Source organism: Brevibacillus fulvus (assembly GCF_016908525.1).
GTDB classification, from domain to species: Bacteria; Bacillota; Bacilli; order Brevibacillales; family Brevibacillaceae; genus Brevibacillus_G; species Brevibacillus_G fulvus.
Genome location: NZ_JAFBEB010000007.1, coordinates 62,290 through 87,229, shown reverse-complemented (window position 1 = coordinate 87,229; position 24,940 = coordinate 62,290). Strand labels below are relative to the sequence as shown.

At 50.4% G+C, this 24,940-nt stretch carries 22 protein-coding genes; 6 read left to right on the top strand and 16 right to left on the bottom strand.

Translation table 11 applies throughout. The annotated features are described in order from the left end of the window. Positions 1-9: 9 nt before the first annotated feature. On the top strand, positions 10-744 hold the full coding sequence (locus tag JOD01_RS11550; RefSeq protein WP_204518483.1) for an amino acid ABC transporter ATP-binding protein: 735 nt from the start codon (positions 10-12) through the stop codon (positions 742-744). 480 nt (positions 745-1,224) lie between these two features. Here JOD01_RS11550 and JOD01_RS11545 read toward each other — a convergent pair whose 3' ends face one another. The 5 genes from JOD01_RS11545 to JOD01_RS11525 all read right to left on the bottom strand — a co-directional run bounded on the left by JOD01_RS11545 (position 1,225) and on the right by JOD01_RS11525 (position 7,138). Next, positions 1,225-2,055 carry an inositol monophosphatase family protein gene (locus JOD01_RS11545; RefSeq protein WP_420829085.1) on the bottom strand — a complete coding sequence of 277 codons (831 nt, stop codon included), beginning with the start codon at positions 2,053-2,055 and terminating at the stop codon, positions 1,225-1,227. 153 nt (positions 2,056-2,208) lie between these two features. Next, on the bottom strand, positions 2,209-2,442 hold the full coding sequence (locus tag JOD01_RS11540) for a YbdD/YjiX family protein (protein ID WP_204518482.1): 234 nt from the start codon (positions 2,440-2,442) through the stop codon (positions 2,209-2,211). Beyond that, on the bottom strand, positions 2,417-4,507 hold the full coding sequence (locus JOD01_RS11535) for a carbon starvation CstA family protein (protein ID WP_204518481.1): 2,091 nt from the start codon (positions 4,505-4,507) through the stop codon (positions 2,417-2,419). The genes JOD01_RS11540 and JOD01_RS11535 overlap by 26 nt, the downstream gene beginning before the upstream one ends. A 155-nt stretch (positions 4,508-4,662) precedes the next feature. Continuing rightward, positions 4,663-5,439 carry a LytR/AlgR family response regulator transcription factor gene (locus tag JOD01_RS11530; RefSeq protein ID WP_204518480.1) on the bottom strand — a complete coding sequence of 259 codons (777 nt, stop codon included), beginning with the start codon at positions 5,437-5,439 and terminating at the stop codon, positions 4,663-4,665. Next, positions 5,417-7,138 (bottom strand): sensor histidine kinase, encoded by a 1,722-nt coding sequence (locus tag JOD01_RS11525; RefSeq protein ID WP_204518479.1) that lies wholly within the window; start codon positions 7,136-7,138, stop codon positions 5,417-5,419. The genes JOD01_RS11530 and JOD01_RS11525 overlap by 23 nt, the downstream gene beginning before the upstream one ends. 150 nt (positions 7,139-7,288) lie before the next feature. On the opposite strand from JOD01_RS11525, the gene JOD01_RS11520 reads away from it, so the two are divergent. Next, entirely contained in the window at positions 7,289-7,639 is a 351-nt protein-coding gene (locus JOD01_RS11520; protein ID WP_204518478.1) for a hypothetical protein, read from the top strand. A gap of 116 nt (positions 7,640-7,755) precedes the next feature. Here JOD01_RS11520 and JOD01_RS11515 read toward each other — a convergent pair whose 3' ends face one another. After that, positions 7,756-8,520: a hypothetical protein gene (locus JOD01_RS11515; protein ID WP_204518477.1), complete on the bottom strand. Its 765-nt coding sequence runs from the start codon at positions 8,518-8,520 to the stop codon at positions 7,756-7,758. A gap of 91 nt (positions 8,521-8,611) precedes the next feature. Between JOD01_RS11515 and JOD01_RS11510 the strand changes: the two genes are divergently transcribed. Next, positions 8,612-10,030 (top strand): RsmB/NOP family class I SAM-dependent RNA methyltransferase, encoded by a 1,419-nt coding sequence (locus JOD01_RS11510; RefSeq protein WP_204518476.1) that lies wholly within the window; start codon positions 8,612-8,614, stop codon positions 10,028-10,030. Positions 10,031-10,097: 67 nt separating this feature from the next. On the opposite strand, the gene JOD01_RS11505 is transcribed toward JOD01_RS11510, so the two are convergent. The 6 genes from JOD01_RS11505 to JOD01_RS11480 form a co-directional block, all read right to left on the bottom strand. Next, complete coding sequence (locus JOD01_RS11505; protein ID WP_204518475.1) at positions 10,098-10,325, bottom strand: hypothetical protein; 228 nt, start codon at positions 10,323-10,325, stop codon at positions 10,098-10,100. Positions 10,326-10,484: 159 nt separating this feature from the next. Next, positions 10,485-10,748 (bottom strand): NAD/NADP transhydrogenase alpha subunit, encoded by a 264-nt coding sequence (locus JOD01_RS11500; RefSeq protein WP_204518474.1) that lies wholly within the window; start codon positions 10,746-10,748, stop codon positions 10,485-10,487. A gap of 48 nt (positions 10,749-10,796) precedes the next feature. Next, on the bottom strand, positions 10,797-12,230 hold the full coding sequence (locus JOD01_RS11495) for a DEAD/DEAH box helicase (protein ID WP_204518473.1): 1,434 nt from the start codon (positions 12,228-12,230) through the stop codon (positions 10,797-10,799). Positions 12,231-12,347: 117 nt separating this feature from the next. Beyond that, positions 12,348-13,079 (bottom strand): GTP pyrophosphokinase family protein, encoded by a 732-nt coding sequence (locus JOD01_RS11490; RefSeq protein ID WP_204518584.1) that lies wholly within the window; start codon positions 13,077-13,079, stop codon positions 12,348-12,350. Between the two features lie 83 nt (positions 13,080-13,162). Beyond that, entirely contained in the window at positions 13,163-15,271 is a 2,109-nt protein-coding gene (locus JOD01_RS11485) for a methyl-accepting chemotaxis protein (RefSeq protein WP_204518472.1), read from the bottom strand. A gap of 147 nt (positions 15,272-15,418) precedes the next feature. After that, a complete protein-coding gene (locus JOD01_RS11480) occupies positions 15,419-15,907 on the bottom strand; it encodes an N-acetyltransferase (protein WP_204518471.1) in 489 nt (162 codons plus the stop codon). Between the two features lie 170 nt (positions 15,908-16,077). Here JOD01_RS11480 and JOD01_RS11475 point away from each other — a divergent pair, with 170 nt between their 5' ends. The 3 genes from JOD01_RS11475 to JOD01_RS11465 all read left to right on the top strand — a co-directional run bounded on the left by JOD01_RS11475 (position 16,078) and on the right by JOD01_RS11465 (position 19,570). After that, on the top strand, positions 16,078-16,668 hold the full coding sequence (locus tag JOD01_RS11475) for a TetR family transcriptional regulator (RefSeq protein WP_204518470.1): 591 nt from the start codon (positions 16,078-16,080) through the stop codon (positions 16,666-16,668). 117 nt (positions 16,669-16,785) lie between these two features. After that, positions 16,786-19,311, top strand: coding sequence for a U32 family peptidase (locus JOD01_RS11470; RefSeq protein WP_239565411.1), 2,526 nt, complete (start codon positions 16,786-16,788; stop codon positions 19,309-19,311). A gap of 28 nt (positions 19,312-19,339) precedes the next feature. Beyond that, entirely contained in the window at positions 19,340-19,570 is a 231-nt protein-coding gene (locus JOD01_RS11465; protein WP_204518469.1) for a DUF1128 domain-containing protein, read from the top strand. Positions 19,571-19,785: 215 nt separating this feature from the next. Here the strand turns inward: JOD01_RS11465 and JOD01_RS11460 are convergent, their stop codons facing one another. The 4 genes from JOD01_RS11460 to JOD01_RS11445 all read right to left on the bottom strand — a co-directional run bounded on the left by JOD01_RS11460 (position 19,786) and on the right by JOD01_RS11445 (position 24,900). Further along, entirely contained in the window at positions 19,786-20,703 is a 918-nt protein-coding gene (locus tag JOD01_RS11460; RefSeq protein WP_204518468.1) for an aldo/keto reductase, read from the bottom strand. A 69-nt stretch (positions 20,704-20,772) separates the two neighbouring features. Further along, positions 20,773-22,410 carry a citramalate synthase gene (gene cimA / locus JOD01_RS11455; protein WP_420829084.1) on the bottom strand — a complete coding sequence of 546 codons (1,638 nt, stop codon included), beginning with the start codon at positions 22,408-22,410 and terminating at the stop codon, positions 20,773-20,775. A gap of 215 nt (positions 22,411-22,625) precedes the next feature. Next, on the bottom strand, positions 22,626-23,735 hold the full coding sequence (locus tag JOD01_RS11450; protein WP_204518466.1) for a YheC/YheD family endospore coat-associated protein: 1,110 nt from the start codon (positions 23,733-23,735) through the stop codon (positions 22,626-22,628). A 121-nt stretch (positions 23,736-23,856) separates the two neighbouring features. Beyond that, positions 23,857-24,900 (bottom strand): PHP domain-containing protein, encoded by a 1,044-nt coding sequence (locus JOD01_RS11445; protein ID WP_204518465.1) that lies wholly within the window; start codon positions 24,898-24,900, stop codon positions 23,857-23,859. Positions 24,901-24,940: the final 40 nt, after the last annotated feature.

Sequence of the window (24,940 nt, the reverse complement as noted above, 5' to 3'; positions counted from 1 at the left end):
AGCAATGACATGATCACGATCAATGATTTGCATAAAAGCTTTAACCAATTGCATGTGCTTAAAGGAATTTCGCTTACGGTAGAGAAAGGAAAAGTCGTTGTCATCATCGGTCCCTCCGGCTCGGGAAAAACGACGCTGCTCCGCTGCCTGAATGTATTGGAAACACCCAATCAAGGCAAAATCCAGATCGGTAATGTAGTGCTCGATTTTTCCCAAAATCCTGCTAAGGCGGATATTGCCCGCCTGCGTCGGCAAACCGGGATGGTGTTTCAAAACTATAATCTCTTTCCGCACATGACCGCGCTGGAGAATGTGATGGAAGGTCCGATTACCGTGAAAAAAATGGACAAAGCGGCTGCCCGCGACAAGGCGGTACACTTGCTGACAAAAGTAGGTTTGGCGGACAAGATCAACGAATACCCGTTTCAGTTGTCGGGCGGGCAGCAACAACGCGTAGGAATTGCCCGCGCTCTGGCAATGGACCCGCAAGTGATGCTGTTTGATGAACCGACCTCTGCACTCGACCCCGAGTGGGTGGGAGAAGTCTTGAAAGTCATGAAACAAGTCGCACAGGAAGGGATGACGATGGTGATCGTCACTCATGAGATGGCCTTCGCGCGCGAAGTAGCCGATAAAGTCATCTTTATGGATCAAGGCGTCATCCTTGAGCAAGGCAAGCCTGAAGAGCTGTTCACACATCCGCGCGAAGAGCGTACACGGCAATTCCTGAAATTGCTTCGATAACGCGCCAGGCAAAAAACGAACCCTGCAGCTGAGTGCAGGGTTCGTTTTTACATAGAATCAATCATCAAACAGGAACAAGAAAAGGAACAGAATCAACAAAATAAAGAAAAAACCGCCTCCGCCAAAACCGATGCCTTTGCTCATAATATCACCCTCCCTTACGGCAAACACGTAGGAAGTAGGACGTCCTACTTGGATTATCCTATGTTAAGGAGAAGCAGATGCTTGTTTTCCAGTCTAGCGTTCTTTGAAAAGAGGCGATTGCAAGAAAATTCATTTTACACAAACTTTACCGAATCTCTATCAAGAGTCTATCGTTTTTTAACATTTTCCCGTTAAGATCATGATTGTCAGACCCTGCGATGGACATATCGTCCTCCTTAACCACTTGTTAGACCCCTTCTAACAAGTGGTCTTTTTTTTCGCTAAGGAATCCAAATAAAAAAAAGCATGTGCAGTTCACTGCATCATGCCCATTCGTTAATTAAAATTCAGTCCTTCCGACTTGCGGAGATAATGCTTCAGCTCTTCATAAAAGGCCTGATTGCAAGCCATTATGCTGCTCTTCTCGTCATAAGGCAGCGGTTGACCGTTAATCTTCGTTACGATCCCCCCTGCTTCCTCGACAATCAGTCTGCCGGCAGCAAAATCCCACGCATTCAACGACATGCTCACATACCCGTCCAAACGTCCTGCGGCAACGTAAGAAAGCTCCAGCGCCGCGCTTCCTAGCAAGCGCATGCCTCGTACCTTGCCTGCCAGCTGCTTGACGATGCGATCGATGCCGATTTGCTCCGCCCGCTTATTCCAGAAGACGCTCGTACATAACAGCGCCTCTTCCAACTTGACTTGCCGGTCCAATTTCAGTTTGCGTCCATTCAAATAGGCGCCTTCGCCTTTTACGGCATAAAACAGTTCGTCCCGGGACGGATCGTAAACGACCCCGATCACTCCCTGCCCCTTTTGATAAACCGCGATGGAAACGGAGAAATTGATCTGTTGATGGACAAAATTGGTGGTTCCGTCAATCGGATCAATAATCCATAGCGTCTCAAACTGATGCGGGTCTCCTTGAAAAGTGCTTTCCTCTCCAAGAACGCCGTGCTCAGGATATTTGGCCAAGATCATTTCAATTACCCGCTTCTCCACTTCTTTGTCCACCGCAGTGACCAAATCCGAAGCAGAGGTTTTATACTCAACGGTATATGGCTGACTCATCCGCAACAGGCTCAATTTGCCTGCTTCTCTCGCACATTGGATCGCCAGTTCCCTAAGGTTTTCTATCGATGCAGGCTGCACATGTATCGCCACCCAATCAACTCTTTTTCTATATTTTATCATATTATTTAGGTTGGATACACATTTTACCACAAGCGCAAACGATGAAGCATCGTAATGGCCCTTGCCTGCGCAGTTGCTCTTCCCCTCAACGATGCGAGCTGAGAAGCGGCTGCTTCCTGCAGACTAACAACAGCGCGACATACCGCCTTTTTCATACCGGTCATGCAAAGCCATCATATAAAATTCCTTTTCGGAGACAGGCTGTTTGCCCGGTTCTGCATGATGCGCGTACCAATGCGCCAAATACCGTTCATAATTCGGCATACCGAAAATCGTTTTAATCGTTGAACTCATTTTGCGAAGCAGACTGCCCCACTTATCTCCTGCCTGCTTAAGCCGAATGAATGTTGGAGTCATAGAACGCATCTCCTTTCGAAGCGACGTAGGGAGCTTCTTGCAGCGGAATCCGTTTTCCATTGAGAATGTTGAACCATATCCGCAAGCTGTCAATAATGACGGCAACGGTGATAATCAACAGAATTGCACAGACAGCAGCATCGACCTGATCGTTAAAGATCATTTTCTGCGCCGCCTCCACCGTTTTGACGCCTTGTGGCAAAGTTTGCGCTGCCAAGGCCGCTTTCAGCTTGGCGGCATGCGAGAGAAAACCGATAGCCGGATCAGCATGGAACAGTTTTTGCCAAGCTGCCGTCAAAGTCGCCGCGGAAAGCCAGGCCATCGGCACGATCGTCACCCAGGCGAAACGCGCTTTGCCCATTTTGAAAATGATCGTGGTTCCGACGGCAAATGCAATCGCAGCCAGCATTTGGTTCGAGATGCCAAACATCGGCCACAGCGTATAGATTCCGCCAAGCGGATCGACAACCCCCTGATAGAGAAAATATCCCCAGCCAGCGGCGATTACGGCCGATCCGATGATGTTTCCGGGAAGCCAGTCGACCCGCTTCATCTTCGGGAAAATATTGCCCAGCAAATCCTGGACCATAAACCGCCCGACGCGTGTGCCGGCATCCACAGTAGTGAGAATAAACACTGCCTCAAACAGGATGGCAAAGTGATACCAGAAGGCCATGAACGCTTTTCCGCCCAAAATGCCGGTGAAAATCATCGCCATGCCGATTGCCAGCGAGGGCGCTCCCCCTGTACGGGACAAAACCGAATTTTCGCCGATATCGTTGGCCAAGCCGGAAAGTTGATCCGGGCTGACGCTGAATCCCCAGCTGCTGATCGTCTGCGCAGCGGCGGCCACATCCACACCGATTGCCGCCGCCGGAGAGTTGACGGCAAAGTAGACGCCGGGGGTCAATACGCAAGCGGCAATCATGGCCATGATCGCCACCGCCGATTCAATCAGCATGCTGCCATAACCAATCAAAGGCGCATGCGATTCCTTTGCGATCATTTTGGGCGTCGTTCCGGAAGAAATCAAGGCATGGAAACCGGAAATGGAACCGCACGCAATCGTAATGAACAGGAATGGGAACAGATCACCGGAGAAAACCGGTCCGGTGCCATCGATAAATTTGGTCAATGCCGGCATGTGCAGCGGCGGCAGTGTCAGCACAATGCCGACAGCCAACACCCCGATTGTGCCGATTTTCAGGAAAGAGCTGAGATAGTCCCGTGGAGCCAAAAGCAGCCAAACCGGTAAAATGGAAGCGATAAAACCGTAAATGATGATCATCAAGGCCAATTCCTGTTTGGAGAAGGTGAACACCGGCGCCCAAGTGGCCGACGATGCCACCGCTTGCCCACCATACAGGGAGAGAAACAACAGAACCAGGCCGATCAGCGAGCCTTCCATGACCCGTCCCGGACGGATAAAGCGCATGTAAAGCCCCATAAAAATGGCAATCGGCATCGTCATAAAGATGGAGAAAGTGGCCCACGGCGAATCAGCGAGCGCATTTACTACCACCATCGCCAAAACGGCAATCAAAATGACCATAATCGCCAGAATGCCGATTAACGCCAACGCTCCGCCAACCGGTCCAATTTCCTCTTTGGCGATTTGACCGAGCGATTTGCCGTTTCGCCGCATCGATCCGAACAAGATGATAAAGTCTTGAACAGCCCCGCCCAGCACACACCCGACAATAATCCAGATTGTTCCGGGAAGGTACCCCATCTGTGCCGCCAACGTAGGACCTACCAATGGTCCGGCCCCCGCAATCGCCGCAAAATGGTGCCCAAACAAGACCCATTTGTTGGTTGGCACAAAATCTTTTCCATCATTGTGAACTTCAGCAGGCGTCGCCCGCTTGTCGGTTAATCCCATAATTTTGCGTGAAATAAATCTGCTGTAAAAACGGTAGCCGACTGCATAACTGCAAAAGGCGGCTGTCAACAGCCAGAACGAATTGACTGTTTCTCCTCTGGACAAAGCGATCACAGCGAAGCCAATCGCCCCCAGCACTGAAACCGCCGCCCAGATCAAAATCGAGAGAAGCCACTTACGCATGCAAAGATTCCTCCTCTTCTGGCAAATCAATAAGATAATCTCACCTATCCGTAGCATAACGAAGGGAGAATCATCGAAACAGAGAAGTTGTCTGAACAGTCAAAAACCAATCCTAAACAGCAAAATGCGAGCGGGAAAGGAAAGCGCTTGCACACTCAAAAACCGAGCCGCTTCTTTACCTCTTTCACCGAACTTCTGCTCACCGGTATTTGTGATTTTCGGCAGTCCTGCATCACCAAATGGACGGTTCCGTTAAACCAGGGCACCAATTCCACTGCTTTGGAGAGGTTGGCCAAATAGGCCCGGTGCGTTCGGCAAAACGAGCCGCTAAGCAAACGCTGCTCCAGTTCCTGCAAAGTAAAGGAAGTCAGGTAGTGCTCCTGCTGCGTGTAGATGACGGCATGTCTGCCTTCCAGTGTGGCAAAGACGATTTCATTCGGATCAATCAGCAAAATGCGTCCATTCTTTTCAGCCGGTATGCGCTGGGGCTGCCGCTCGACCGCAAGATGCTGCAGCAAATGCGACAGATTCCGGTCAAACACAACCGGCTGATCTTTTTCCTGCAAGGAAAGCCACTTGCTCACCCGCTTCATCGTTTTACGCAAGCGCACTTCATTAAAAGGCTTGACGATATAATCGATGGCATCCGTTTCAAACGCCCGCACCGCATGAATTTCGTAGGCGGAAGCAAATACGATCATCGGCGGTTTTTCCAAAAATTCGTACAACTCTCTGCCTACATCGACGCCATCGCGATCGTGCAGCTGAATATCGAGAAAAACGGCATCCGCCCCCGAAGGCGGAATTTTTTCCAGCGCCTCACTGCCGCTATCGGCTTCGCCCACAACCTCCACCTCGGGAAATTGCTCCAACAGATACCGAAGTTCGCTGCGGGCAGGCGCTTCATCGTCAACGATAAACACTTTCAGCATAACGTTTCACTCCAATAGGTATTGTGATCGTACACGTCGTTCCCGCTCCTGCTTGGCTGTCGATCGTGATGCCATAAGGCTGGCCATAAATGGACTGAATTCGTCCGCGCACGTTGGACAAACCGATTCCCGACAATCTGCGTCTGCCTTCCATTCGACGGGGTACAGCCAGAAACGGGTCGTCCTTCAATCCGACGCCGTTGTCCGCCACGGTCAATTCAAGAACTGACCCCTGGCGAAGCGCGGCCTTGATTTTGACAACTCCTCCTTCTTTCTTGGGCAGCAACCCGTGTTTGATCGCATTTTCCACGATCGGCTGCAAAATCAAGCCGGGCACCAAATATTTTTCCGCCCCTGGTTCAATTTCGTACTGAACACGTAGTTTATCTCCAAACCGGGCGCGTTCGATCGCCAAATAAGCTTCGATATGTTCCAGCTCTTCGGCCAGCGTGACGAACCCTCCGCTGTCATGGAGATTGCGGCGAAAGTATTCTCCCAAATGGATCAATAATTCCCGAGCCTTTTCCGGCTGAAAACGGATGAACGAAACGATCGTGTTGAGCGCATTGAACAAAAAATGGGGATTGATCTGGGCGTGCAGCGCTTTGATTTCGGCATCGGCCAACAAACGGGACTGTTTTTCCAATTCTGCCAACTCCAGCTGGGTTGAGATCAGCATGCCGAGTCCTCTGACCAATTCCAGATCGATGGCCGACATTCGGCGCGACCGGTCCTGATAAAGTTTCAGCACCCCCGCAGCCTCCCGCCGTTTCAACAATGGCACGATAATCGCCGAACGCAGGGAACAATCCGTTTCGGTACAACCGATCTCTTCCTTGCTGAAGGCAATTTTCACTTCTCTCTTTTCCAATACTTCTTTCGTTGCGCGGGTGCTGATTGGCTGGCCGGAAATATGGTGGGAACTGCCGCTGCCAACATGGGCCAATACCCGCTCCGTATCAGTAATGGCGACCGCCGCCACTCTCGTCGACTTTAAAATCTCTTTGGCCACTTTCTCCGCGGATTCTTTGGTTAGACCTTTCCTTAACAAAGACAGCGTCTTGTCGGCAACCCGCAATGTTTGCTGGGCGTGCAGAGCGCCGATCCGCTCCTCTTCATGGCGAATCATTTCGATAATAATCATAAAAATGCCAATGCCGAGCGAATTGACGACCGACATCGGGATACTGATCATCTTTACTAACGCCCATGCTTGTTCGTAAGGTTTGGCTACCAACAAAATAATCCCCATCTGCAACCATTCGGCGATGAAACCGACCAGCAGTGCCGTAATCCAGTTCACCTCACGTCCGCGATGATAATAGCTGACCAGGCCGGCAATCGCTCCTTCCAAGATGGTCGAGAACGTACAGGCCAAATCAGTAAATCCTCCTAATGTATAACGATGCAAGCCAGACAATATTCCCGTCAGCAAGCCAACCCCCGGGCCGGCCAGCAACCCTGCTACCACCGGGCCGATTACCCGGGAATTGGCCAAGGCATCCTGGTACCAGATTCCATTGTAAGTGGCAAAGATCGACAATGCGGACAAGAGCAGCACCATCACCGCCTTTTCCTGCCAAGTGGCGCGTTGGTGCAAGATACTGCGAAAAGCCCTGATGCGGGTCAACAAAAATGCCGCGACTACCAAGACCGCTGTCCGTTCCGCCAACGCGAGCAATAAGTGCCAATGACTCATCGATACACGCTCCCCGCCAATTTGCCAATATTGGCAATGTTCCATTATTATCCATTATCACCAGATTGAGTGGTACTGGCAATACTTTGTATAATCATTCCAAAATCGCAAACACTATCTTGTACTTATGAGAGGAAGGAGACTGTCGTGATGTACTACCAATCGAATCAACTCATCGCGGAAGTTCAGCGCATCCTGGCCCAGTTGCAGCAGAACGAACGAAACAATGCCAACATGCTCCGCTCGATTGCCAATCAGTTGCAAAGCCTTGCTGCAACGGAAACCCAGGTAACAGCTACCCTGCAACAACTGAATTCGCTGACCAGCCAAATCGCCATGGAAGCCCAGCGCTCGGTCGGCATGAGCCCAGCCCCTGCCTATGAATATGGTCGTTCCAGTGTAGGAGATGCCACCGGATACTCATCCGCCGCGAATTCAGCAAACCAGCAAAATTCGCAAACATCCAACCCCGCTCTCGCCAATACGTTCAATCATTCCTAAAAGTTGCTGCTCCACACCTCTTTTCACCATCAGCAAACAAGGCCGCCTGAGAAGTAGGAATCCCTACTTTACAGACAGCCTTGTTTTTTTTGTTTACCCGCCAGCATGTTGACTCGTCATCCGTATGGATTTTCTTCACGATGGGAAAATACGCGCGATTCCAGCACCCCGGGATGTTGTTTGGCCAAGGACAGCAAATTCTCGAGAAAATAAAAATGGCCTTCCAGCAATTCGACATCTTTTGCCGTAATTTTCTCGGCCTGAAGATATTGCTGCATCTCCAGGATGTACCGCTCCAATTTGGGATAAAATTCATTCATTTTCAACATTTGCTCCACTTCCGGATATGCCGTGCGCAAACGGGTAATTTCCTCGTACGTTTTGGAGCCTTCCAAAATCAATTGATAAGCGGACCGTTCCAATGAAGCTGCGGTCGCCTGCGATTGTTCGCGCCGTGACTCGCGCAAAGCGGACAAGTACGTGATAAAATGGTAAACGGTGAGAAACAGCGGACCCAGAAACATGATAATGCCCGCCTTGTATACATGCTGATTGGCCGTGTTGCTGATCAGCAAGAACAGATGAAAGAGAATGGCGCCCAGCCATACATAAATAATCACTTGGTGGCTCACCTTGCCTGCTTCTTCCTGACGGGAGAAAACAAAGGTAAGACCTAATAAATAAAACGCAAGCAGCGTAAAGCTTGCACTGAACAAAGCCATCTCCATGTCCTGGAGCCAGGCAGCATCCGCGGGAATCTCAATCAAAAACTCAAAAGCGAGAACAAGCAGTGAAAACATCAGTCCCATCATCCAAAAGCGGCCGACCTCGCCATCGACCCTTCGCCGAGTGCGATACTTTTCCGCACGAGATACTTTCAACGTACGTCACCTCACTGTCTTGTTACATTCGTCACGGTTCGTCTTTTCTCCTTTCTTCGCCGATAAAAACCGACAAAAATTGGAGGCTGTAATGAACATTCAACTGCCACAACCATTTATCAACCGTATGCAGGCTCTCCTGCCCGACACCTTTGCCGAATTTCTGGACAGCTATCAACAGCCCGCTGCGCATGGGCTGCGAGTCAACCCGCTCAAACTGGAGGCTGCGACCTTGCAAAGAATCGCTCCATTTCCGCTCGAACCGATTCCCTGGTGCCCAACCGGCTTTGCCTATCCGGATGGGGTGCGGCCGGGAAAACACCCCTATCATGCGGCCGGCCTTTATTACTTGCAAGAGCCGAGCGCGATGGCGGTAGCGGAAACGCTCGCGGTGCAGGCTGATGAACGCGTCCTCGACCTTTGTGCCGCCCCCGGGGGGAAAACAACACAACTGGCCGGAGCGATGAAAGGACAAGGGCTGCTGATCGCCAATGAAATCCATCCCGCCCGGGCGAAAGCGCTCTCGGAAAATATTGAACGAATGGGGATCACCAATGCCATCGTATTCAATGAAACGCCGGAACATCTGGCCTCATTGTTCCCCCAATTTTTTGATAAGATTCTCGTCGACGCCCCTTGTTCAGGCGAAGGGATGTTTCGCAAGCTTCCGGAGGCGATCGCCGATTGGTCCGAGGGAAAAGTTGCGGAATGCCATCGGATGCAAACCGACATTCTCGCTGCAGCCGCAATGATGCTCAAACCAGGAGGAACGCTGGTCTACTCTACCTGTACATTTGCCCCTCTGGAAAATGAGCAGACAATTGCTGATTTTCTGGCCGACCATCCGGAGTTTGAACTGGTGCCGATCGAGCAAGCGCGGTGGTTTTCTTCGGGGCGTCCGGAATGGGCCACGCCCGAACGCGGCGAACTGCGCTTGACCGCGCGGCTTTGGCCCCATCAATTAACCGGCGAAGGACACTTTATCGCCAAATTGCGAAAAGCGGAGCAGGCCGCAGCCGCAGCCGGCAGAGAAACACCCGGGCGACAAAAGCAAAAGAAAGCGGCCAAGCAGCAAAGCGGTCTGAAAGAAGCGGTTTCGCTCTGGCGCAAATTTGCCGAAGAACTGATTCCTTCCCTTGGTGCGCATTTGCACGATGACCACGCCTTTCTGCTGTTTGGCGAACAATTGTACTATTCGCCGGCACCGTGGCTGGATTTGAGCGGGATGAAGGTCACTCGCCCCGGCTACCATCTCGGCACCTGGAAGAAAAATCGCTTTGAACCGGCCCATGCTCTGGCGCTGGCTGTGCCTGTCCAAGCGGTAAACCGGACTGCCCCGTTTGCCGCCGACGATCCCGCGCTTTTGTCCTATTTAAAAGGAGAGACGATCACGCGGGCAGGAGAAGATGGCTGGACACTGGTGACGGTTGACGGTTACGCCATCGGCTGGGGGAAACAAGCGGGCGGACAGCTGAAAAATCATTATCCGAAAGGGTTGCGCTGGCTGTAAGGATAAGAGCAAGCAAAAAAAAGCCCGCCAAATGCGTACAGCAAAATGGCGGGCTGATCAGCAGCGATCAACGATCCCGGTTTACGATCGTAAACGAACCGCTGCGAACGTAACGGAGTATTTTGGAAATCGAAACGCCGGTTGCATTGGCGATCTCCATTGGCGTGCGATTCGGGTTTTCGCGCAAATATTCGCGCACCCGTTGATAATCAGACGTATGGTTGGTTTGACAAAATGAACAAAAATCTGAGTTGGCTTGTGCCAGTCCTCCGCATTCGATACATGTATGACTCACATTAGCCCTCCCGTTTCTCTTCATATCGGTTACTCACCCCCCGCTTGGCATGAATACCAAACATTCGTTCCTGTCTTTATGGAAAAATCCGCTCACGATGGCGAGCGGATTTATTTCTGTGGAACGATGGTAGCTGTACCGCCACATTGGAACCCGTTATTATTCTACAGGAATCAGCATTTCAAAAACTTCCCCGTGCTGCAGGATGGTTATTCCTTTTTCCTTGATTTTCATCACAGCAACTTCCGGTTTGGATTTCATCTGTTCAATGTACCCTTCCGGCACCGCTCCCGCATCGCTGATCGTAATCCCTTCGATTTCCTTTTCCTCAAACTCGGATAATGGTTGGTTGAGCACTTCCTCGTAAATATCAGAAAAGGTTTCATATTTTTTGGTGTAAATCGTGATGCATCTAAAAGACATAAGTAATCCAGTCCCTTCCAGTCGTTTTGTTTTCGAGCCAAACCATTATTACCGATTTCCTTGCCGACTTGCATTTCCCGGCCTTGTCCCTTTTTTGCCGGGAGGACGATGGCCAGCTTTGCGGGCAGCCTTGGCTTCTTCGCGTTTTTTCTTTTGCTCATATTGATTCTGCCACTGCTCAACCTCTTTTGCCAGCTTTTTCTTATAACCCGGCTTCACTTTTGCATTTTTCTTTAGAGCTTGCTGCAAAGGAGCTTCTTTTTCCTTTTGCTGCTTGGCCAATTCCTTCATTTTTTCCTGACGGAGTTCGGCAAAATAATTTTCCCTCTCCTTTGCCCGCTGTTGACGCCCTTCGTCCATATGCCGACCGACCACCAATAGCTGTTCTTCAATGTCGGCGCGCGTCGCTTTGGCAAAGCGGGCAATCAAGCTTTTTTGCCGCGGCGAGACGAGCGAGATGGCTTTGCCCGATTGTCCGGCCCGACCTGTCCGCCCTACGCGGTGAATATAGCTTTCCACATCGTTGGGCACGTCATAGTTAAAAACATGGGTGACTCCTTCGACATCCAGTCCGCGAGCGGCAATGTCGGTGGCGACGAGATATTGAAACTTGATGTCGCGAAACGCTTTCATCAGCTGTTCCCGTTTCTTTTGCGACAGATCCCCGTAAAGCGCTTGTGCGGCGTATCCTTGTTCCTGCAATTTGGCCGTCAGCACCTGAACGCGCTGCTGGGTGTTGGCAAAAATGATCGCCAGGTAAGGTTTCTGCTGTTCCAGCAAATCAAGCAGAGCGTCCATCTTTTCGGTCTGATTTACGGTGATGTAAATTTGCTTGATGTTTTCCACCGTTTTTTGCTTTTGTTCAATCTTGAGATGGGGAGGCTGATTCATAAAACGCTGCGCCAGTTTTTTCACCTGATCGGGCATGGTGGCGGAAAAGAGCAAAACCTGGCGTGTCTGGGGAGTGGATTCGATAATTTGTTCCACGTCCTCCAGAAAGCCCATTTCCAGCATCTTGTCCGCTTCATCCAACACCAGCATGGAAATACGTCCAAAGTGAAGAGAAGCCCGCTGCATGTGATCCAGCACCCGGCCCGGTGTCCCCACGACGATGTGTACCGTCTGTTTCAGCTTCGACAACTGACGCTCAATATCCGTTCCTCCGTGCAGGGAGAGCACATTGACGTTGAGATGCTTCCCCAATTTCTCGATTTCCTTGGCAATCTGGATGGAGAGTTCCCGGGTTGGCGTCAAAATCAAAGCCTGGATATCTCGTTTCCCCATATCCAGTTTTTGCAAAATCGGCAAAACAAATGCCGCCGTTTTTCCTGTACCTGTTTGCGCCTGCCCGATGACATCCTTCCCTTGCAAGATCAAGGGAATCGCTTCCGCTTGAATCGGAGTAGGCTCTTTATAGTAAAGGTCTTTAATCCCCTGAAGCACTTCCGGTTTAAAACCAAATGAAGCGAACGATTGGTCCATGCATATCCACTTCCTTCCTCAACTAAAACGCTTCTTTATAGTATGATAGTATCCCCTAAAAAACAAGGAGCGGCACAATCAACTTGCGCTGAATTGTCCCGCATGACCAACTCTTACCTATTCTCCGTTCCGCCTGTTCTCATCCCGTCTCGAACTTGTTGTCTCCGATCGTTCCTCCGGATTCAAGGCATATTCGCTTAAATCCATCAGGGAAATAAGCGACTCCATCGGCACTTCTTCTTTCTGCGTAAACTTTACCTGGGCTTCTTTGATTTCATCACGGATGTTGTTCATTTCACTGTCTAGCGTATAGGAAGCTTTGGCGGCTTCGATCAGGCGCTGGCGAATATTGCTGGGGATAATTCCCTCATATTTGTAGTTCAGGGAGTGCTCAATCGTCGCCCAAAAATTCATGCCAAGCGTGCGGATCTGGATTTCCACCGGTATCGTTACCTGACCTCTCGCCGTGATCAACGGATATTCAACGGTCAAATGGTACCCGCGATAGCCGCTTTCTTTCGGTTTGCTGACATAATCCTTCTCTTGATAAATGCGCATGTCGTTGCGTTCCCGAATCATTTGCACAACCGCGTTGATATCGTCAAGGAACTGGCAGATGACGCGGACGCCGGCAATATCCCGAATCTCCCACGCGATGTTTTCATCGATGGGAAATTGCAGTCGATTTGCTTTCGCGTAAATGCTGCTGATCGATTTGACCCGTACGGTTACAAATTCGATTGGGGCGTGTTCTTTCCGTTTCCGCAGCTCATTGCGAATATTTTTCAGCTTCACTTTTATCTCTTGTACGGCTTGTTCATACGGCAGCAAGTACAATTCCCAATCTATTGCCACTTTGCGTTCCCTCCGAACGAATTGGTGCCTTCGTCCTTTAGATTCAACACGATTATACAATATCCTTCCAAAAAACGTTAATTGCCATCCCCAAATTCATCGCTTCGCTCGCTCTCGAGCTGAAACATCACCAGCATCCGATCGAGCTGCTCCGCCAAAACAGCCAATTCGCCTACGGAGTGGACAATTAACTCCATCGCTGCGCTTTGCTCCTCAACTGCGGCGGAGATGCCTTGCATCCCGTCGGAAGTTTCTCCGGAAGCGGCTGAAACTTCACGGGTAACCGCGACCAGCTTTTCCGCGTTGGGAACCATTCGCTCAAACGCTCGTCCCACTCCTTCGACTTCAGCGGAAACAAGTTGCAAGTTTTGGCCAATACTGACAAAAAGCTCGTCCGATTGTTGGGCCGTCTCCATACCGAGCAGCACTTTGCGGCTGCCCTCCCTCATTTGCTCAACAGCTTGCCGGGTATCATGCTGGATTTCTGCGATCATCCCAATAATTTTCTGGGCTGCCTGGTTGGTGGCATCGGCAAGCTTTCGAACCTCGCTGGCCACCACCACAAATCCTTTGCCGTGTTCGCCGGCACGCGCCGCCTCGATCGCGGCGTTCAGCGCCAGCAGATTGGTTTGCTCGGCGATGCCTGTAATCACCTGGATGATTGTGGAGATCTCCCGCGAGCGTTCCTCCAGTCCGTTGATTACCCGCATTGACTCTCCGACCGCTTCGGTAATCTCCCGCATTCTGTCTACAATCGCCCGGATGGCGCTTTGCCCCGCTTCCGCATACTGGCCCATCGACAAAGAAGACTCCGTTGCCTTTGCCACATGGGTCGTCACCAGCTCAACTTCCTGATGGAGATCGCTGACAAAATCCAGCGTTTGGCTGGACATGTTCGCCTGTTGCCCGGCCATGGCAACCACATGCTCAACCACCCCGAGAATTTGCTGATTGCTTACGGAAATGGCACTGGTATTCCCTTTAATCCCATCGGTTGATTGCGCCAACGAGACCGCTGCCTGCTTCACCTGAATTAACGTTTCATTCAATTGGCTTTGCATTTGTTGCAACGAACGGGCAATCTCCCCGGCCTCATCTTTTCGCTTCAACAATTTTTCCCGAAGCTGCACACGAAAGTCGCCCCGACCGATTTGTTCCGTTAACTGCAACATCAGCGAGATGGAGCGGCGAAATCCGCGAGTCGTGCCATAGGCCACGAAAGCGACAACGACGATAACCGCCAAAATCGAAAGCAGGATCATGTCGCGAATTTGCTCAGGGCCTTCCATAATTTCCGTCATATCCATCTCGGCCAGAATCGCCCAGCTCAAATCGCCGACCTTCACTTTGTCGAACGAGACCAGTACGCTCTGACCGCGAAAATCGCTCGCTGCAATCGACCCGCCGCCCTCTTGCGCAAACGCCTGGTCGACGATCGGCGTCTCCACCTTGCTGGTCAAAATCGTCGGTTGGTTGTCTTTCAAATCCAGCTCACTGCGCATCAGATAGTCGGCGCCTACAAGATAAACCTTGCCAGTGCGCCCCAAGCCTTCCCGCCGATCCAGCAGGCGGGAGACGTATGTAACCGGAATCTCTCCGACGAGTTGTCCGATCATCGCGCCATTGTCAAAGATGGGAACACCCATGAAAACAGCAGGTTCACCGCCTGACGGCTCATACTGGCCGACATCGGAAATGGCTGAACTCTGTTTCTGCTTAACCTGCCCGACGATTTGTCCGAGCACGGTACCCTGATACTGTCCGCTCAGCAGGTTGGCGCCTAAATCTGTCTGCCGCTTGGTTTCATAGACCAGTTCGCCTTGATCGTTAACCAGATACAGATTCGCCAAACCATAACGGGTCAAAAAAATTTTATAATCAGTTCCTCTCTCCAGTTCAACCTGTTGGTAATCGGCCGAGTCCTTTCCGCTTTGCCAAGCGTGATTCAACTCAAGCAGACCTTCAATGGTCGAATAAGAACTGCCCAGCGTCTCCATATTTTTGGACCGTTCCGTGAAGTAGGTTTCAATTAATTCTTTGTTATTGTTTCGCAACACTTCCAGCTTCTCGCTGCTTTCCTGCAGCAGCTGTTGCTTCGTTTGCTGATAGAAAAAAAGACCGGTGACCGTTAGCGGTATCGTTCCGATCAACAAAAGCGTTACAAGCATGCGTGTCCCCATCTTCATTGAACAACCCTCCTATACCATTTGTAATATTTTTTATAATCTGAATAGTCTTATAGTAACGTTTTTTACAGTTATTTGAAAAGATGAACTTTTCGTTTGCAATAAAAAAACCCGTTCCTCCTTGGAACGAGCTGATTTGCACCGCCGTTATTTTGTTTTAGCCGGATCGGTCTCGAAAACCATGGCGATTTCATCACAGACCGGCAGCTTGGAACAGTTGATGCAATCTTTCCACACTTTTTGCGGCAAGGTTTCCTTGGCAACGATCGAGAATCCGCATTTGTGGAAAAATTCTTTTTGATAAGTAAGCGCCAGTACGCGATTGATCCCCAACCGCCGACACTCTTCAACCAAAAAACCGACCAGTTGTTTGCCGACGCCCATTCCTTTGGCCGACTCCGCGATCGCAAGCGAGCGAATTTCCGCCAGGTCCTCCCATAAAATGTGCAGTCCGGCCACCCCGATTACCCCTTGTTCGTTATGAGCGACAATAAATGATTGCAAATGTTCACACACGGACAGTTTTGTCCGTGGCAGCATCAGGCCAATTTGGGCATATTGATTGATGATTTCCAGCATCTGGTCAACATCTTTCATCGTAGCCTGACGGATTGTTATCGTACTTGTGAGACTCATGTAAGCATTCCTCCACATGCATACTGGCAACCGAAATTTGAAACGATCAGAGAATAAATATACATTTTATTATATAAATATACAACGGTTGTATTTTTACGTCCAGTCTTTTTTGCGTTTTTTTCCAGAATGATTTGTGTATGATATACTTTAATCGGGAGGTGTTCCTTTTGATGACAAGAAGGGAAAGAAAAAAGCGAGAAACCAGACAGAAAATCTTTAATGCAGCGATCAAGCTGTTCAACGAATATGGCTTTGAGTCAACGACCATCGATATGATTTCAGAAGAGGCTGATGTTGCTCGCGGAACGATTTTTCTGCACTTTTCCTCAAAGGAATCGATTCTGGCCAACTGGAGTTACGAACGCCTGCAAGAGATCGAGGAACGCCGAGAAGAATGGGATTTTGGAGACAGTTGCAAACAGAAGGTACTAAGAATCTACAAGATTATGAACGAAGTAAACATACAAAATTATGACTTTATCAAAGTCGTGGTTGAATCCTCGATGAAATACCGCAAAGTGCATGAATCGGAGAAAGAGGTTCATTTTGAACTGCGCGAGCTATTTTCGGATTTGATTGAAGAAGCCCAGGAACGCGGGCGGCTGAAAGCAAAATTCAATCCGCTTGTAGCCGCCAACATGTTGGAAAACATCTACTACAATGCCCTGTATGATTGGGTCCGCAGCGAAGGAGCCTGGCCGCTGGAAGAAATCATGGAGGAAAAAGTGTCAATTGTATTTGAAGGTCTGGATGCCTAAACGAATCCGGTCCTTTTTCATTTTCACCGCCGTATACCGGAACCTCCCGAGCTGCCCTTTTGCACTGCTTCTTCCCCCCTTCTTTTTTACTTGCCGGAAGGGCTTGATTCTCCTATGATGGAGTTTGAATGGAGGGAAAAAACGATCGTGCAAAACAAGGTAAACCGCGAAGATATCGAACTGCTGGCACCTGCCGGCAACTGGGACAGTTTGAAAGCAGCTGTTGCCAATGGCGCAGATGCTGTCTATTTTGGTGTTGAAAAATTTAACGCACGGGCCAGAGCTGCCAATTTCACGATGGCAGAGCTGCCGGAAATCATGGCTTATTTACATATGTACGGAGTCAAAGGGTTCCTCACCTTTAACATTCTTATTTTTGAACAGGAACTGGAAGATGCCCGCACATTGATTGAAGCTTGCATCGATGCCGGGGTCGATGCCGTGATCGTGCAAGATCTCGGATTGGTGAAGCTGATCCGGGAAATCTCCCCCGACTTCCCCATCCATGGTTCCACGCAAATGACGATTACCTCACCGGAAGCTGTCGAGTTTACCAAACCGTTTCAACTGGAGCGCGTTGTGCTGGGACGTGAAAATTCGCTGAAAGAGATCAAGGCAATCGGCCAAAAGGCAAAATTGCCGATGGAAGTGTTTGTACACGGAGCACTCTGTGTCTCTTATTCCGGACAATGTCTCACTTCGGAAATGTGGGGCGGACGTTCCGCCAATCGCGGGGAATGCGCCCAAGCTTGCCGCCTCCCATACGACTTGATCGTCGACGGCCAAAAACAAGAGATGGGCAACATCGCCTATTTGTTATCGCCGAAAGACTTGGCGGCAATTGACTTGATTCCCGAGCTGATCGAAGCCGGCGTCACCTCCTTTAAAATCGAAGGACGGCTGAAATCACCCGAATATGTCGCCAATGTCGTCAGCAAATACCGGGCGGCGATTGACCGTTACTTTGCCGATCAGGACGCCGCCCCCAGCGCCGAAGAGCTGCGTGAATTGCAGCAAAGCTTTTCGCGCGGTTTCACCCACGGATTTTTGAAAGGAACCAACAATAAAACGTTGCTGGACGGGACGTTTCCGAAAAGTCGCGGCGTCTTGTTAGGCAGTGTCAAAAAAGTGCTCAGCCGTTCGGTTCTGGTCGAGATCGACTCGCCATTAAAGCGGGGGGACGGTATCGTGTTTGATGCCGGAGATCCTACTGTCGATGAAGAAGGCGGCCGCGTATACGATTTGCTGGTCAATGGGAAAAAGGCGGAAGGTGAAGTCAGCCAAGGGCTCGTTGAGATCGTTATGGGGCGCCGCGACGTCCGTTTGCAGCGAATCCATGCAGGCGACCGGGTTTGGAAAACAAATGACCCCGAATTGAACAAACGATTGCGGCAAAGCTTCGAAACCGACAAACCGTATCGGACATTCCCGCTTGCCGTCTATGTAACGGGAAAATGCGGGGACAAGCTGCAGACGACCTGGATTGACCTGAAGACCAACCACGCGGTGACGATTCAATCCGTTGAAAAGCTGCAAGCCGCGCTGAAACGTCCGCTGACAGCCGCACTACTCCATGAACAGTTTGGCCGCTTGGGCGGCACTCTTTTTCATCTGGATGCGGACCAGCTGATCGTCGAGCTTGGCGAAGAAGTCATTTTGCCGGTAAGCGAATTAAACCGCATCCGTCGCTCAGCGATTGAGGAACTGACTTTGCTTCGCCGCAAACCGCCTGTCTATCAAAAACACGCGGCAACGCCAATGACCGTACGGCCGGTGGTCAAACCAGCCGCTCAGCAAGCGCAGTTGACTGTACTTTGCCGCTCACTGGAGCAATTGGAGGCGGCCGCGCAAACCGATGTCGATTTGCTTTATGCCGACTTTGAATTTGTCAAACAGTATCCGGAAGCCGTCAAACTGGCCCACCGTTATGGAAAAAAAATCGCTCTGGCCACCATGCGCATCCATATGCCTGACGAAAATGGCGTACTCGCCCTGATTGCCAAAAGCAAACCGGATGCGATTCTTGTCCGCAATACCGGGGCACTCTATTATTATCTGTCCCGGCGCGATGAGATCAACATCCCGTTGATTGGCGACTTTTCCCTCAATGTCTCCAATCACAAAACGGTGGAACTGTTTTTGCAAAGCGGATTGGAACGAGTAACGGCATCCTACGACCTGAATATCCAGCAAATGATCGACCTGCTGGAACAAACCGACAGCTCCAGGCTGGAATTGGTCATCCATCAGCATCTTCCCATGTTCCACACCGAACATTGCGTGTATTGTACGTTCCTTAGTGAAGGAACGGATCATACAAACTGCGGCACACCGTGCGAAAAGTCGCGCATCTCGCTGAAAGATCGGGTCGGCTTTTCCCATCCCGTACGCGTGGATACCGGCTGCCGCAATACCGTTTACAACGCCATCGATCAATCGGGCGCGGAATATTTGGGAGAATTCCAGCGGCTGGGAGTAGGCAGCTATCGGATCGAATTTCTCGAAGAAGCGCAAGATCGGGTCAAACAAGTGATAGAATTATACCGGAGGGCATTGCGCGGGGAAATCAACGGCAGCCATGTGTGGCGAACTTTGAAAGCGACCAATCAATTGGGCGTAACTCGCGGGCATCTGACCAAATAAACCGGGATTGAACAGAAAGGGGAAAAAGATGGCGGATTTGACGCAACCGACAAAAGAAAATCTGGCGACACTTGTGGAGGGAATCAAGGCCAAACTCAATATGGCCAATACGGCCGTTATGCGACCGGATGATTTCGATTTGTCCAGTTATGAGGATTTGCTGTACTTATACAACATGGTCCAGAAAAAAACGACGTTCAGCATCAACGAAATGACCGCGATTGTGGAAGAACTGGGGAGCATGCGCAAACAATCGTAACCCCCCTGCCTCCTTGACACAGGTTCGGCATTCGGCTGACAGGCTCCCCTTGAAGCTGGTTTCATCAATCAACCGCTGTTCAAGGGGAGTTTGTCACGCCCGATTTTGCTAAGATCCGGTTAGTCGCTTTCATGACGGGTTGGAACCTCAACCCGCTATTAGAAAAAGCCCCACCCTTTTGCCGAACTCTGCCATAGAGCCAGCTCGCTTCGCAATTATCTCCAGCCCTTCAATACTTCACTACGGTCTGTGGCGGGCTGAGGCGTTACCGAAAGCGATGAAATTTCATTGCGCCATTCCGGAGTCATCTCCACTTCAACAGCAGCCAGCGAATCTTCCAGCTGTTGCAAATCCCTTGCCCCGATAATTGGCGCCGTGATGAGAGGATTGGACATCACCCAGGCAACGGCAAGTGTAGAAGGTTTTATGCCTCGCTCCGCAGCATGTTTAGTAAAGCGGTCTGCCACAACAAAATTCCTTTCATCGAGATAGCGGTCTGCATATCTTTTCTCGTCCACCAATCGGCCTTGCTCTGGCCGTTTATTCACACCGTATTTCCCTGTCAGGAGTCCAGCACCAAGCGGACTGTACGAGATGACACCCAGTTGCTGACGGGCGGCCAACGGCAAAATTTCAACTTCGGCTTGGCGTTTTACCAAGTTATACATCGGTTGGATCAATTCAAATCGAGCCAATCGTTCTTTTGCGGAAATACCCAGTGCCGTGGCGATTTGCCATGCCGCCCAGTTGCTGACCGCAGGGTAAAGAATCTTCCCTTGTCTTTGCAAATCATCCAACGTCCGTAGAGTTTCCTCGATTGGAGTATTTTCATCAAAATCGTGAACAAAATAAAAATCGATATAATCCGTCCTCAAACGTCGCAGACTGTGTTCGATCCCTTGCATCATATGTTTCCGCGACAGTCCTTTGGCATTCATAAATCCAGCAATCAGAGATACAATGGTTAAATTCACGTTATCCGTTGAATATTGAACAAACCGATTAAAAATGTTTGCTATTTTTACAAAGTCATTGATAAAATCCTGTCTGACATGTAACTGCTGGCCAATGTCAGCAAAATGAAACGGCCTTTGCCCTGCAGATATCAGGGCGAAGACCGTTCTTTGTTTCATTGTTTTATCATCTTCATTTATGTGCTGGCTGTTTAACCGGGAACCTTCTGGTTTGAATGGGCAGCAAGCTTAGTGGTTCACGATCCCGACGCGCTGTTCCGTTTGTTCTTCCAGCTCCTGCGGGGTACAGCCTTCTTTCCACAACAAATAGCGGATACTGTCGACCAGTGCTTCCCAGCTTGCCTCGATCACATTGGTGGAGACACCAACGGTACTCCACTTTTCACCGTTGCGCATCGACTCGATTAAAACTCGCACTTTTGCCGCCGTTGCCTCACTTTCATCCAGCACACGCACCTTATAGTCGGTCAGATGCATTTGCGACAAGACAGGGAATACGCCCTCAAGCGCTTTCCGCAAGGCATTGTCCAAAGCATTGACCGGTCCGTTTCCTTCTGCAGCCGTATGCATGATTTGGCCGTTGACTCGCACTTTGACCGTCGCCTCCGAAAGTATGGCATGTTCGGCCGTCTTTTCCATCAGAATCTTGAAGGAATCCAGCGAAAACAACGGGTTCAGCTTGCCCGAAGATTCCAGCAGAAGCAAGGAGAGCGACGCTTCCGCCCCCTCGTATTGGTAGCCTTGGAATTCCCGCTCCTTGATCTGTTGAATCATTTCGCGGGCTTCTTGCTTGTTTCCGTCAAAAGAGATTTGCAGTTCTTCCGACTTGGCCAAAAGATTGCTTTGCCCCGCCAATTCAGAAACAAGCACCCGGCGACGATTGCCTACCTGTTCAGGAGCGATGTGTTCGTACGTCTGTGGGTCTTTCAGCACCGCGCTGACATGGATGCCGCCTTTATGGGCAAAAGCGCTGTTGCCGACAAACGGCTGATTGTTCGGAGTGGCCATGTTGGCGATTTCCGCCACGTAACGAGATAATTTGGTCAATTGCTGCAACTGCTCTTCCGCCACACAGGAATATCCCATTTTCAGCTGCAAATTGGCCACCACAGAAATCAGGTTGGCGTTTCCGCACCGTTCACCGATGCCATTGATCGTCCCTTGGACCTGCTCCGCACCGGCCTGAACAGCAGCCAACGCATTGGCTACGCCCAGTTCCCCGTCATTATGGCTATGGATACCAAGCGGAGTCGCGATCTGTTGCCGCACGGTCTGCACAATTTGGTAAACCTCATGCGGCAGGCTTCCCCCGTTGGTATCACAGAGAACGATCCAGTCTGCACCGGCCTCCTCCGCCGCCTTCAAAACGCTGACGGCATAATCGGCGTTCTGTTTGAAGCCGTCAAAAAAGTGCTCGGCATCGAAGATAACGGTGCGTTGGTGCTGCTTTAAGTAGCTGATCGAATCGCGGACCATGCGCAAATTTTCTTCCAACGACGTCTTGAGCGCTTCAAGCACATGCAAATCCCACGATTTCCCGAAGATCGTGGCCACCGCGGCGCCGCTGTCCAGGATTGCTTGCAGGTTGCTGTCGACCTCTGCCGCAACCCCTGGTCTGCACGTGCTGCCGAAAGCGGCAATTTTCGCCTGTTTCAGCGGAAACTCCTTCATTTTTTCAAAAAAGGCCATATCTTTTGGGTTGCTGCCGGGCCAGCCTCCTTCGATCCAATCAATGCCAAATTGATCGAGTCTTGCCGCAATCTTGACTTTATCCTCGACCGACAAACTGATCCCCTCAGCTTGGGTACCATCGCGCAAGGTGGTATCATACAAGCAAATCTTTTTACTCAATATAATCCACTCCATCTTTATTTCGCAAAATATTTTGAAATCTCTTTTGCTGGTTTATCCAACGTTGCCTAGAAGTATACCATAGCAGCTCTCTTAAGAAAAAGGGCAAAATTGTGTTTTTTCTGAAATTTATCGAGTCTTCTACCGTGCTGAAAAAGAGTCTATTGATGAGTATTCATCCCCTTGCTTCATTATTCCGGTTGCGCAAAAAAGCACAACCTCCTGGGCAGTTAACCCAGGAGGTCTTTCTCGGCTTTATTCAACTGCAACAAGTATAGCGCATATAATAAGGGGCGACGGATGGCCAGCTGATACCGTTTCATTTGTCCCAATTGCCGGAAGATTTCCCGCCCCGGCTTGGGATTCATTTCGATAAGCCAGACGTTTCCTTCAATATCGACGCCGACATCTATGCCAAACTCCATCATTTGTCCGTAATGCTGCTCCACCTTATAGACCGCGCGATAAGCCAATCTGCGGCAATCGGCCAAAATCCGGTCAGCCTTCACCGGCCCAAAGTATTTGGCCAATACCGCCACGGCTTCCATTGCCTTTCCTCCGCCGTGCAAATTGGAAGTGGAACTGTCGGTCCGGCCAACCCTGGCCGCCATGCCGGTAATATCCCAATCTCCCTTGTGATCTTTTTGAATCAGCACGCGAAGATCGACTCTTTGCTCCGGCAGCAATTCCAGATACAATCCCTGTTGAATAAAAAAACCTTCGCTTCCTCTTCGCTGTTCGTTTACCCAGCCATCTACCCATGCATACAGTTCCTCGAGCGTGTCGAGAAAGGCCAGGGCGATGTTGCGGTCACGATCTCGGCCTTTCAGCAGAAAACCGTCTTCTTTTTGTTCCACCTGCAAAATACTGCGGCCGCCTGTGCCATTGGTTGGTTTGATATAAAGCATGGGATAACTGGCGAGCATCTGCTCCATCTGATCATGGGTGTAGGCTACCGATTCGGGCAAATAAGCCTGCATCTGTTCATCCTGCGACAAAACTTGATAAACGTTCCACTTGTTGGAGAATCGGCTGCTGGTGTAAGGAAACAGCGGTTTTTTACGAAAAGAGAGATACGCATTATGCTCCGGCAGCGGGTAATAGCGATAGCGATCAATGACCAGATCCGGCCAAGGGAAAATTTGCCTCTTCCAGCCCCTTGTCGCCAGGGGCACATATCCGTTCACTATCCTGCGCTTCAGGGAAACGTCCCGGGGAGCGAATAGGAAGATATTCATGCCCAACTCCTGTCCTTCCCTGACCAGCCGCCGGAGGTAAAGCTGTTCGGAAAAACGCTTTCCCGTTCGTGATGTTACGATTCCGATCGTCGGTTTCGCCATAGACTCCCTCTCTTTCTTATTTCCACAAACAGCTTATGCACCGTATAAAAAAGCGCCTTAGGCCGGATACCCAGTCCAAAGCGCGATAGCACGATAATTTTTTGCGGTTGTCCGGGACAAGTTACCCCTGGCACAGATCGCTCCTGAAATGTTCTTGGGTCGAGGCCGCCTCTATTTTCATGCAGCGGCGTTTGCGGCGATCAAAGCTGACAAGTTCGCGGTAGCCGACTTTTTTCAGCATTTGTCTTGCAGTCAGCAAATCCTGTCCGATCTCATCGGAATAGTGCGCATCGGAGGAAGTGGTGATCGGAACCTGGTGTTGGGCCAGTATTCCCAGGAAGCATTCACTCGGGGACATTTCGGAAAGAGCAGAGCGATAAAACAAGCGCGTATTGATCTCCGTGGCTACATCAAATTGCCGCAGCAATCGGGCAATTCGTTGGTAATAAGGGAGCAAGGCCGTTTCTGTCGGGCGGTTTCCCAACACTTTCAAATGATCCGGGTGGGCAATCAGATCAAACAATCCGGACGAGATCGCCTGCTCCAACAAATGAAACATTTCCGCGTACAGCGGGGTAATATCGATCTCGCGAAACGGGCTTTTGTTGACCGGTTCGGCAAAACGCCATCCGCGTAAAAAGTGAACGGCACCCATGGTGAAATCCCAAGGATAGTCCATGACAATCGGGCTTAACACCGTTTCGCATCCCGGCCAATAATCCAACTCAATGCCCACTTTCAGGCAGATGCCCTCCGCTGCCCAGCGCTGTTTTTGCTCCAAGATGAAAGACACATAATCATCGAGAGACGGCACGATGCATGTATGGTCCAACCACTGGCGCTGTAAGCTTCCCAATGGATCTTCCGCAAGGTGCAAATGTTGTGTGTAGTAGCTTTTGTAAGACCGAAAGCGATAGAGATGTTCCACGATGCCTACCTCTTGCAGCCCCAACTGTTTTGCCCGCTGCAAATACAATCCGAGCCAGTCTGCTGAATACGTCTCGCTTTCCGTTCGCTGTTGCAGCATTTTGCAAACTTCACCAAGCCAGGCTCGGGATAAACCGGGACTTTCCGGCGAGGCAAAGGATAACATCGCCTCTGCCGTCCGTTTCAACCAATCCAGCGAATATGGCCCCTCTTCCAGATGAACATGCATATCAATCATCCTTGACTGCCCCCATTTCAACACATAGCAATCGTTTTCT

Coding starts and splice junctions, on each gene's coding strand:
- JOD01_RS11540 (WP_204518482.1), bottom strand. CDS start 2,442: ATGACTCCAACATTCATTCGGCTTAAGCAGGCAGGAGATAAGTGGGGC.
- cimA (WP_420829084.1), bottom strand. CDS start 22,410: ATGGAGTGGATTATATTGAGTAAAAAGATTTGCTTGTATGATACCACC.
- JOD01_RS11460 (WP_204518468.1), bottom strand. CDS start 20,703: ATGAAACAAAGAACGGTCTTCGCCCTGATATCTGCAGGGCAAAGGCCG.
- JOD01_RS11530 (WP_204518480.1), bottom strand. CDS start 5,439: ATGCTGAAAGTGTTTATCGTTGACGATGAAGCGCCTGCCCGCAGCGAA.
- JOD01_RS11510 (WP_204518476.1), top strand. CDS start 8,612: ATGAACATTCAACTGCCACAACCATTTATCAACCGTATGCAGGCTCTC.
- JOD01_RS11535 (WP_204518481.1), bottom strand. CDS start 4,507: ATGCGTAAGTGGCTTCTCTCGATTTTGATCTGGGCGGCGGTTTCAGTG.
- JOD01_RS11500 (WP_204518474.1), bottom strand. CDS start 10,748: ATGTCTTTTAGATGCATCACGATTTACACCAAAAAATATGAAACCTTT.
- JOD01_RS11450 (WP_204518466.1), bottom strand. CDS start 23,735: ATGGCGAAACCGACGATCGGAATCGTAACATCACGAACGGGAAAGCGT.
- JOD01_RS11480 (WP_204518471.1), bottom strand. CDS start 15,907: ATGAGTCTCACAAGTACGATAACAATCCGTCAGGCTACGATGAAAGAT.
- JOD01_RS11525 (WP_204518479.1), bottom strand. CDS start 7,138: ATGAGTCATTGGCACTTATTGCTCGCGTTGGCGGAACGGACAGCGGTC.
- JOD01_RS11495 (WP_204518473.1), bottom strand. CDS start 12,230: ATGGACCAATCGTTCGCTTCATTTGGTTTTAAACCGGAAGTGCTTCAG.
- JOD01_RS11550 (WP_204518483.1), top strand. CDS start 10: ATGATCACGATCAATGATTTGCATAAAAGCTTTAACCAATTGCATGTG.
- JOD01_RS11485 (WP_204518472.1), bottom strand. CDS start 15,271: ATGAAGATGGGGACACGCATGCTTGTAACGCTTTTGTTGATCGGAACG.
- JOD01_RS11520 (WP_204518478.1), top strand. CDS start 7,289: ATGTACTACCAATCGAATCAACTCATCGCGGAAGTTCAGCGCATCCTG.
- JOD01_RS11465 (WP_204518469.1), top strand. CDS start 19,340: ATGGCGGATTTGACGCAACCGACAAAAGAAAATCTGGCGACACTTGTG.
- JOD01_RS11445 (WP_204518465.1), bottom strand. CDS start 24,900: ATGATTGATATGCATGTTCATCTGGAAGAGGGGCCATATTCGCTGGAT.
- JOD01_RS11470 (WP_239565411.1), top strand. CDS start 16,786: ATGGAGTTTGAATGGAGGGAAAAAACGATCGTGCAAAACAAGGTAAAC.